This is a genomic window from Mesorhizobium sp. M7A.F.Ca.CA.002.04.1.1 (genome assembly GCF_004022805.1).
Lineage (GTDB): Bacteria > Pseudomonadota > Alphaproteobacteria > Rhizobiales > Rhizobiaceae > Mesorhizobium > Mesorhizobium ciceri.
The window spans coordinates 1-7,256 of the sequence record NZ_RZPL01000244.1 but is presented as its reverse complement, the minus strand read 5'-3'; the positions used below and the strand labels follow the sequence as shown (position 1 = coordinate 7,256).

At 64.3% G+C, this 7,256-nt stretch carries 5 protein-coding genes and 1 pseudogene; 1 reads left to right on the top strand and 5 read right to left on the bottom strand.

Annotation, left to right across the window (positions count from 1 at the left end):
* Nucleotides 1-222: 222 nt before the first annotated feature.
* From ENZ75_RS14845 to ENZ75_RS14825, 5 genes are all read right to left on the bottom strand, one after another.
* Nucleotides 223-684, bottom strand: coding sequence for a MucR family transcriptional regulator (locus tag ENZ75_RS14845; RefSeq protein ID WP_013528917.1), 462 nt, complete (start codon nucleotides 682-684; stop codon nucleotides 223-225).
* A gap of 216 nt (nucleotides 685-900) precedes the next feature.
* Nucleotides 901-1,620, bottom strand: a complete 720-nt coding sequence (locus ENZ75_RS14840) for an ROK family protein (RefSeq protein WP_063169511.1) — start codon at nucleotides 1,618-1,620, stop codon at nucleotides 901-903.
* Between the two features lie 13 nt (nucleotides 1,621-1,633).
* Entirely contained in the window at nucleotides 1,634-3,010 is a 1,377-nt protein-coding gene (gene zwf / locus ENZ75_RS14835; RefSeq protein WP_063169510.1) for a glucose-6-phosphate dehydrogenase, read from the bottom strand.
* 22 nt (nucleotides 3,011-3,032) lie between these two features.
* Nucleotides 3,033-4,046: a phosphogluconate dehydrogenase (NAD(+)-dependent, decarboxylating) gene (gene gnd / locus ENZ75_RS14830; RefSeq protein ID WP_063169509.1), complete on the bottom strand. Its 1,014-nt coding sequence runs from the start codon at nucleotides 4,044-4,046 to the stop codon at nucleotides 3,033-3,035.
* Between the two features lie 34 nt (nucleotides 4,047-4,080).
* Entirely contained in the window at nucleotides 4,081-6,513 is a 2,433-nt protein-coding gene (locus tag ENZ75_RS14825) for a glucan 1,4-alpha-glucosidase (protein WP_063169508.1), read from the bottom strand.
* A gap of 323 nt (nucleotides 6,514-6,836) precedes the next feature.
* On the opposite strand from ENZ75_RS14825, the pseudogene ENZ75_RS14820 reads away from it, so the two are divergent.
* Nucleotides 6,837-7,256: pseudogene (locus tag ENZ75_RS14820) on the top strand (ATPase); the annotation flags it as partial.

Genomic DNA, 7,256 nt, shown 5'->3' with positions numbered 1-7,256 from the left:
TCACTCCCCAAGAGCAGTTCACCGTTTCACGGAAACGGCGACCCGCTCTAACTCCTTGTTTTTTTACGCAATTCCGGACGGAAAACCGTTTCACACTTTTCCTGGAATTGCTCTAGGAACCCGGCCACCTATCCAAGCCATAAAAATAGGAAGCCGGCCAAGGCGGATTCGCCGGCAGGCTTCTGTTCCAGTCGTCCTAACTGTTGGCTCAGGACTGAATGTTCAGGCCGAGGCCTTGGCCTTCCTGCCCTTGGCGGGCGCCTTGACGGGGGCGGCCTTGCGGCCGAGGCCGATCGACTTCGCCAGCAGCGAACGCGAGGCCGCGTAGTTGGGAGCGACCATCGGATAGTCCGACGGCAAGCCCCATTTGGCGCGATAGGCGTCCGGCGTCAGGCCGAAATGTACACCGATGTGACGCTTCAGCGATTTGAACTTCTTGCCGTCTTCGAGGCAGATGATGAAATCGGGCGTCACCGACTTCTTGGGATTGACCGCCGGGACCAGCGGGGCAGCCACCGGGACCGCAGGCTTGCCGAGCCCGCTTATCGAGGCGCTGACGCTGGCGATGAGGTCGGCCAGGCCGGAGGCAGGCAAGCGGTTCTTCTCGACGTAAGCGGACACGATGTGGGCGGTCAGCTCGAGCAGATCGATGTCTTTACGGGCACTGTTGCTATCGTCGGTCACTCTATTTCTCCGTCTACAGCGAATGACCTGAAAATCGGATTCGACTTCCGGAAAGGATCATGCGCGAAATCAAAATGCTATGGCGTCCTTCGTGCGTCCACGGGACGAATTGGCGTTGTTGTAGCGCGGAATTCCTAGTCGGCAAATCTGCGTATTGCAACGACTTGATGGCAGGTCACACGTTATTTTGAACAACTATATTAAACAATAACAGTATCAGACTATCAGCGCCTTGTCGCGCCACAAACGAAACCCGCCTTCGAAGGCGCGTGTGTTGTCGCCGCGCCTGGAGTCGGCGGGCAATTCATCGAGCTTGTCGACGTTGCCGCCGCCAATGACGACATAGTCAGGCTGCATGGCGGCACGGAGCCGGTCGACGACGTCGAAGACGTATTTGCGCCATTTCTTCTTGCCGCGCTTTTCCAGGCCGCGTTCGCCGACATAATCCTCGAAGCTCTTGCCCTTCTTGTAGGGCAGATGCGCGAGTTCCATCGGTTGGGCGACGTTGTCGGCAATCATCGCCGCACCGAGCCCGGTGCCGAGCCCGAGGAACAGCATGCGCCCGCCCTCGTAGCTGCCGATGGCCTGCATCAGCGCGTCATTGACCACTTTCACCGGTTTGCCGAACGCGCCCGCAAAGTCGAATCCAGCCCAGCCCTTGCCGAGATTGGCGGGGTCGGCGAGCGGCCTGTTGTGGTTGACCGGACCGGGATAGCCCATCGAGACGACGTCGTAGGACAGGCCTTCGGCGAGCTTCTTCACGGTATCGATCATCTGTTGCGGCGTCAGCCCCGGCCCCGAATCGGCGCGGCGCTCCGCGCCGCCGGCGCTGGTGAGGATCTTGACGTGCGAGCCGCCGATGTCGATCGTGAGCACGATCTTTTCAGTATCCGGCGTCTCGGTGCCCGATGCTGGTTGCTTCACTGCCTTGGCCATCGCGTGGTTCCTCTCACTTCACCGGATCGATCCAGCCATTGGGTGGCCCGAACCCGGCCATGACGTCCGCCGGTCCCCATGTCAGCGGCTCGTAGAGGTGCGGCGGCGTGGTGTCGCCAAGCACCGGGCCGACGATGCGCCAGGCCAGTTCGCTGGCGTCCTGGCGGGTGAACAGCTGGCCGTTGCCGTTCATGGCGTCGCCTATCAAGCGCTCATAGGGCGGCATGTCGCCCTTCGAGTCGTCGAGCGCCGTCAGTTCGACCTGCTCGCCGATCATGTCGTCGCCCGGCGCCTTGCGCTGTGCTCCGATGGCGATCACCACCTGTGGGTCGATGCGGAAGCGGACGTAGTTCTGGTCGGCGGGCTTGATCGGATCGAAGACATCGAGCGGCGGCCGCTTCAGCCGCACCACCACTTCGGTGACATGCACCGGCATGTTCTTGCCGGCGCGGATGAAAAACGGCACGTCCTGCCAGCGCCAGGTGTCGACGAAGAAACGCACCGCCGCGAAGGTCTCGACGGGCGAGTTCGGCGCCACGCCGGGTTCAGTGAGATAGCCGGTGAACTGGCCGCGCACGACATCGTCTTTGGTCAGCGTCCTGATCGCGCGCAGCACCTGCACCTTCTCGTCGATCAGATCGTCGGCGGAGCGGCCGACAGGCGGCTCCATGGCAAGCAGCAACAGGATGTTGAGCAGATGGTTCTCGATGACGTCCCTGATGCAGCCGACATCGTCATAGAAGCGGCCACGTCCCTCGACGCCGAAATCCTCGGCCATGGTGATCTGCACGCTCTCGACGTAATTGCGGTTCCAGATCGGCTCGAGGAGGGAATTGGCGAAGCGGAAATAGAGCAGGTTCTGGATCGCTTCCTTGCCCAGGTAGTGGTCGATGCGGAAGATCGACTGCTCGTCGAACACCAGATGCAGGACCCGGTTCAGCCAGCGCGCCGATTGCAGATCGTGACCGAAGGGCTTTTCCACCATCAGCCGCGCGCCATGCGCCGTGCCCGACTGCTCCAGCCCCTGGACGACGGTCTCGAACATGGTCGGCGGCACCGCCATGTAATGCAGCGGTCGCTGTGCGGTGCCGAGCGCGCTCTTCAGTTTCTCGAACGTCGCTCCGTCACGGTAGTCGCCGCTGACGTAGCGCAGCAGCGAGGCGAATTTGGCGAACGCTTTTTCGTCGATCTTGCCGAGCGCATTGACGATGCCGTCACGCGCGCGCGCCTGCAGTTGCTTGAGGTCCCAGGCATCGAAGGCGACGCCGATCACCGGTTCGGTAAGCGTGCCCTTGGCGACCATCTGGTAAAGGGCTGGAAATATCTTCTTGTGGGCGAGGTCGCCGGTTGCCCCGAAGAGCACCAGCGTGTCGGACCGTTCCTGGCTCATGCGCGTGTCTCCCCCGCTGTCCTCACTTGCCGGCCTTCGGCTTCTCGACATGGCCGCCAAAGGCATAGCGCATGGCGGAGAGCAGCTTGTCGGCGAATTCGGATTCGCCCTGCGAGGAGAAGCGGTCGAACAGCGCCGAGGACAGCACCGGAGCCGGCACGCCGGTGTCGATGGCCGCCTTCAGCGTCCAGCGGCCTTCGCCGGAATCCGAAACGCGGCCGCCGAAATTCACCAGGCCCGGATCGCTTTTCAAGGCGCCGGCCGTCAGGTCAAGCAGCCAGGAGCCGATAACGCTGCCATGCCGCCAGACCTCGGCCACCTGGGGAAGGTCGATGTCGAACTGATAGTATTGCGGGTTTTCCAGCGGGCTGGTCTCGGCGTCCGCCGTCCGTTGCCGCTTGCCTGCATTGGCCGATTTCAGGATGTTCATGCCTTCGGCATAGGCGGCCATGACGCCATACTCGATGCCGTTGTGCACCATCTTGACGAAGTGGCCGGCGCCGCTCGGTCCGCAATGCAGGTAGCCGAAGGGCGCGGTCCCGGCATCCCTGGACGGATTGGAGCCGGCATCGGCGCCCGGCGCCAGCGTGGCGAAGATCGAATCGAGGTGCTGCACCGCCACGTCGGGACCGCCGATCATCAGGCAGTAGCCACGCTCCAGGCCCCAGACGCCGCCGCTGGTGCCGACATCGACAAGATGGATGCCCTTGCCGGCCAGTTTCGCGGCCTGGTCGACGGCGTCGTGATAATAGGAATTGCCGCCGTCGATGACGATGTCGCCGGGCTCCATCAGGGCCGCCACCTGGTCGATGATCCTGCCGGTGATCGCCGCCGGCAGCATCAGCCACACACAGCGCGGCTTGGCCAGCTTGCCGATGAATTCTTCCATCGAGGCCGCCCCTGACGCGCCGTCGGTCACCAGGGCCGCGACGCTGGCCGGGTTGATGTCGTAGACGACGCATTCGTGGCCGTCGCGCATCAGGCGCCGGACCATGTTGGCGCCCATCCGGCCCAGTCCCATCATTCCGATCTGCATGGTTTCGTCCCTGTTTTCTAGGAGATTTGCGGGGTTATCGAGGGAAGGTCTGCTGGCTGTCCTGGTCGCCTGAGATGACGGAGAAGTCGACATTCTCCCAATCGCCGGCCCCGGGCCAGAAAAAAGTGAAGGTCAGCGTGCTTCCCTTGGGAAGGCCAGAGACGGGCAGATCGGCAAGATGGATGCCGAAATCGTTTTCTACCGTCTGGCTGTCGTGGGCGGTCGCCCAGTTGTCGGTGCTCCAATGGACTGTAGCCGGGGCCAACAGTTCGAAGCGCAGCGTCTTGCCGGCCGGGACCGTGCGGATCTTGTTGTTGAACCGCCATGTTCTGAACGGCGATACGGTCTTGTCCTCGATATAGCGCTTGACGCCTTGCGGGGGCATGTCGAAGACCGCGCCGTCGCGCAGCGAGCGCAACAGCTTGATATGCTCCGAATGCGCCCAGACCAGCGGCATGGCGCTGCCCGAGGGGCGGCCGTGCAGCAGTTCGCGCTCCGGCCTATCGGCGCCGTCCCAGACCTGCTCCGGCAACAGGCCGCCCGGTCCGGCCGAGCCTTCCAGCGCTGCCAGCAGGCTGGCTGCCTTTTCCCTGCGCCCGGCCGCCAGCTCATAGTGGGCGCGTTCGCCGGCCAGCAGCGGCCAGGGGCGACCCTGGCCGGTGCCGTCGAAAGGTGCGCCATCTTCATGCTCGCCATAGCCGTCGCCGTTGTAGCGGTACCAGAGCGGCCCTTGCGGCAGATCGCAGCGCAATTGCGCGTCGATGACCTTGACCGTGTCTGTCATGCGCGGGTCGTCGGCCGCCCGCAGACCGAAGCGGACAAGTGCAAGCGCATCCGGACTGACGATTTGCTCGGCCGGCCGGTCGGTGTCGCCGGGCGGCCGGTTCTTGATCGGGACATAGCCGTCCTTCGGCGAACCGGCCGAGGCGCTGTCGGGCGGCGCGATGCGGACATAGTAGCCGTCGACGCCGACTTGACCGCAGATCGCCGTGCCGGTGACGTAGGTCCAGCGCTCGACCTGGTCGTTCCAGACGTCTGATGTCTCGCGCAGATAGGTCGCCCCGTCCGGCTTGCCACAGGCGTCGAGCAGGTCGGCTGCGGCAAGCAGTGCGGCGATTTCGACGGCGAGCGTGAACGGGCTGTAGCCGGCATCCTCTTCCCAGCGGTCCTCGCCGGTGACCGGCCCGTTGCGCACGACGAACCCGGCGGCGCGCTCGATCATCGGCAGAAAGACTGCGAGCCTGGCGTGCGGCAAATGGCCGGCGCGGTGCAAAGCTTCGGCCAGCAGCAGCGGAAAGGCGCATTCGTCCATCTGGATGCCGGGCCAATAGGCCGATCCGTCGAGCCAGGCGTTCTGCGGCCAGTGGCCGTCCGGCTGCTGGATGGAGCCGAGATAGTCGAGGATTTGCAACGCCGAGGCGGCGTCGCCGGCAGCAAGAAAGCCGCCGGCCGTCTCGACCAGATCGCGCGGCCAGACCAGATGGTAGCCGCCGAGGTCGTCGTCGCCCTTGTCGAAGCCCCACGGGATCGACAGGCTGGCGACCGCGGCGCCCGGTGTGGCGATCGACCGGTGCGTCGCCAGTACCGCCGTCGAGACGCGATAGAAGTTGATCCCGGGCACCGCGTGCCGGTCGAGCGGCAGCAGGCCCTTTTGCCAGTTGCGCCAGTTCTGGAGGTAGGATTTCGCCGCGGGTTCAAAACCCTGCTTCAGGCTGGCGAAAGCATGTTCCGCGGCCTCCTCGGGCGTCGCGCCAAATCCCAGCGCCAGCAAAGCCTTGGTCCTGGCCGCGGAAAAGCCGATCTCGCCGGTCAGCGCGACATTGCCGTCCTCGGCCCGCTGGTACGCAGCATCGAGCTCACCTGTGTTGTGCAGTTGCTGCCAACCGTCGGAAAAACCGACATAGCCGGCCGAGCCGGTCCGCCAGGGCAGCGACGAGGCCAGCGCCAGGCAGGAGCCGCGCCCCGAGGCGAACAGCACGGGCTTTCCCTCGTGCTCGCCGACCCAGGCGGTGTTGCCCATGCCGGCATTGACCAGATGCGGCGCCAGAAGCGCGTAGACGCGATAATCGTCAGCGACGCCCCTCAGCGCCGTGAAGGTGATTTCCTGCAGCAGCGCCGGGCGCGCCGGATCGGCGAGGATGCGCTTTTCGATCCGCCAGGCGCCGTCGTTCGCCGTGTTGACCAGCCGGTAGGCGGGTACGCCGTCCTCGAACGGTTCGATGCTGTGCGTGGCAGCGCGCTTCTCTTCCGAGAAATAGCCGGCGGCGCCGGTGACGATGAGGCCGAGGTCGCGGGTGCAGGCACTGTCGACGCGCGGATAGTAGATTTCGTTGAGCATGCCGTGGCTGATCGTGAACCAGATCCGGCCGGCCGGCGAAAGCGACGTTCCGACGCCGCTCTTGGCGCTTGACGTCCAGCGCGCCGGAATTCCCGGGGCGCCCGGAGCAACGTTTTGCGTCACTGGCATTCTGTTTCGGTCTCCTGGCCTCCTCCCTAGACCAGGACGCGAACCCTTTACAATCATTGCACCGCAAGTTGATCGGCGCCGACGGCAGGGCAACGAACTAGGGCTAACGGGTTTCTTCGGAGCTTTCGTCTGCGCTGACGGAGCAGCAAATGAAAAACCCGCCAGTGCGGCGGGTCACCGGCGCAAATCAGCACCATGGACGAAAATGTACCATAGCTGAGCTCACCGAGTCAAGAAAAAATTCCTATGACCAAAGGCACCGTCGTTGACAGCGGCGGCGGCATGCGTCCACTATTTCCCGGCACGGGAGGATCGTGAGAGCAATGGCGGAAGTGTCCCTGGTCCTGATCGACCGGCTGCTGGCGATATCGCGGGCGCTTGCCGGCCATATCGATCCCGGCACGGCGTTCCGCGCGACAGCCATCGAGATCGGCTCGCTCATCCCGCACGACCACATGGATCTGGCGGTGCTGTCGCATGATGGGCGCCGGCACGCCTGTTACGAAGCCGGCTTCCACACCAGCTGGAGCGAGCTTGCCCAGCATCCGCTGCCGACCGAAGTCAGCCCGATCCGCTCGGTGCTGTGGGGCGAAGTCCCCTATCTGCTCGCCGACGACGCGCTGAGCGACGAGCGGTTCCATTTCGCCACCGCTATCGATGGTCCGATCTTCGCCGCCAGGCTGCGCAGCCGCATCGTCGTGCCGCTCAGGGCGCGCGGCGGCATCATCGGCGCGCTCAACATC

Excerpts from the sequence above, each read along its gene's own strand:
- ENZ75_RS14840 (WP_063169511.1), bottom strand. The coding sequence starts at position 1,620 with ATGGCCAAGGCAGTGAAGCAACCAGCATCGGGCACCGAGACGCCGGAT.
- zwf (WP_063169510.1), bottom strand. The coding sequence starts at position 3,010 with ATGAGCCAGGAACGGTCCGACACGCTGGTGCTCTTCGGGGCAACCGGC.
- gnd (WP_063169509.1), bottom strand. The coding sequence starts at position 4,046 with ATGCAGATCGGAATGATGGGACTGGGCCGGATGGGCGCCAACATGGTC.
- ENZ75_RS14825 (WP_063169508.1), bottom strand. The coding sequence starts at position 6,513 with ATGCCAGTGACGCAAAACGTTGCTCCGGGCGCCCCGGGAATTCCGGCG.